This window comes from Bacteroides sp. AN502(2024) (genome assembly GCF_041227145.1).
Classification (GTDB): Bacteria; Bacteroidota; Bacteroidia; order Bacteroidales; family Bacteroidaceae; genus Bacteroides.
Genome location: NZ_JBGFSP010000015.1, coordinates 1 through 1512, shown reverse-complemented (window position 1 = coordinate 1512; position 1512 = coordinate 1). Strand labels below are relative to the sequence as shown.

The window sequence follows — 1512 nt, the reverse complement described above, 5'->3', positions numbered from 1 at the left end:
TGACTTATACTAGAAATGGTTGTCACTTTTAGAGGCTAGTTACTAAATAAGTTGTCACATTCTGTTATTCATAACTAAAACAGTTGTTAGTTTCTTCCCTTTGCTCCTAAGATAGTTGTCATACGTAAAAACAATGGACAAATCTGAGTGTGCTCGGGCTCTCGGTATCGCAAATATAGTATTTATTTATCATATGGAACCTTATTTTTTCCACAATGATTTTCCCGGCACCTCTCCATGATATACGTCCATGGGTTTTTTCATACCTATGCTCATATGTGGTCGTCCATTATTATAGAAGTCAATCATTCGCGTAATCTGCTCCCGTGCCATCTCTTTATCCCTGAACAGCGACATGCCGTATATCCATTCCGTTTTCAGGATGCCATTCATCCTTTCTGCTACCGCATTGTCCGTCGGGTTGTAATCTTCAGTCATGCTCACACGTATATGATGAGTGACCAGTGTGTCGATATAGGCATCGCAGGCATACTGTACCCCCCGGTCGGAATGGTGGATTGTGCCGCAAAGATTGCCACCTCCGGCCTCATTGATGGCCTGTTCCAGTGCCTGTAGCGTATATTCGGCATGCAAACTGGGAGAGAGCACCCATCCTAAAACGGCATGTGAGTACATGTCCGTTACAAGATGGAGGTAGCATACGCCACCTTCAATCCAGATGTAAGTGATGTCACATACCCAGATATGGTTCGGGTATTGTGCCGTTACCCCCTTGATCAGATTCGGATACTTCTTGTAAAGATGGTGGGAGTCCGTCGTATGCCTGGGTTTCTTCGGGGGCAGCATAAGGCGTTCCGAACGCAGCAGATGAAGGAAGGCATCCCGCCCTCCGGTTATCTCGCTTCCATAAAGGGAGCGGAGCTCATGGTATAATTTCAAACCACCGATGCCCGGAGCCTTTGAGCGGTAGAAGAAGACGGCATCCAAGATGGCTGTTCTGATCTGATGACGCGACAAAAGATTTTTTTTCTTTTTGTAATAGGCCTGGGAAGACATGCCAAACAGTCCGCAAAGGGTTTTCACACTGATGTGAGGAAACTCTTCACGAAGGCCGGTGACTATTTGGCACCATCTTTTTTTAAGATGGAAATCCCTTCTTCTCTTTCTGTGAGTTCAATCAGTCTTTCAAAGGCATGGGAACGAAGTTTTTCAAGTTCCAAAGCCTTTCTCAGACGCAAATTTTCCGCTTCAAGAAGTTCTTCTTTAGATTTTGATTTTGGATTCTTTTTCATTTGAAGATCTGACAGAAGTTCGGGGGACAAAGATAAGGAATCCGAATCAATTGCATAACACTTTTGCCAACGCAGAATATAAGTATGGTTGGGTAAACCCCATTTCTTGGCAGTAGCAAACATTGACAAACCGCTACTGAAGTAATCACGGAGAACTTCCAATTTGAAAGTCTCAGAATAAATCTTACGAGATAATTTAGACATAATTTTTCTTTTTTTATGTCTCTAAAAAGGTGTCAACCTAAATCCGTATAAGACA

At 43.2% G+C, this 1512-nt stretch carries 2 protein-coding genes; both read right to left on the bottom strand.

Annotation, left to right across the window (positions count from 1 at the left end):
- Window positions 1–201: 201 nt before the first annotated feature.
- Window positions 202–1044 carry an IS3 family transposase gene (locus AB9N12_RS19710; RefSeq protein WP_369889013.1) on the bottom strand — a complete coding sequence of 281 codons (843 nt, stop codon included), beginning with the start codon at window positions 1042–1044 and terminating at the stop codon, window positions 202–204.
- A gap of 35 nt (window positions 1045–1079) precedes the next feature.
- Window positions 1080–1457 carry a hypothetical protein gene (locus AB9N12_RS19705; RefSeq protein WP_369889012.1) on the bottom strand — a complete coding sequence of 126 codons (378 nt, stop codon included), beginning with the start codon at window positions 1455–1457 and terminating at the stop codon, window positions 1080–1082.
- Window positions 1458–1512 lie beyond the last annotated feature (55 nt).